1 protein-coding gene is annotated in these 431 nt (G+C 74.9%); it reads left to right on the top strand.

The features are described from left to right. Positions 1–431 (top strand): phage major capsid protein (locus RAD15_RS44035; protein ID WP_458184899.1); only part of this gene is annotated, 431 nt, incomplete at both ends.

Raw genomic sequence — 431 nt, forward strand, 5'->3', positions numbered from 1 at the left:
CCTCGACCGGATGAGCCTCGACCGCGCCCGCCCGCCGCTCTCCAGTGGCGAGCGCGTGCCGGAGGCGATGACCGAGCACAAGGCGGCCTTCGACCTCTACGTCCGGGCCGGCGAGAGCGCCGGCCTGAAGCGCCTCGAGGAGAAGGCGCTCAGCGCCGGCTCCGGCCCGGACGGCGGCTACCTCGTGCCGCCGAACGTCGAGCGGGAGGTGCTCTCGCGCCTCTCCAACCTCTCGCCGATCCGCGCCATCGCCACGGTGCGGGCCATCTCCGGGGGCGTCTACAAGCGGGCCTTCGCTGGGACCGCGGCGGTGGCGGGCTGGGTCGCGGAGACCGCGCCGCGCCCGCAGACCGATGCGCCGGTGCTCGCCGAGCAGAGCTTCCCGGCCATGGAGCTCTACGCGATGCCGGCGGCGACGCAGACGCTTCTCG

Source organism: Bradyrhizobium sp. 14AA, assembly GCF_054185205.1.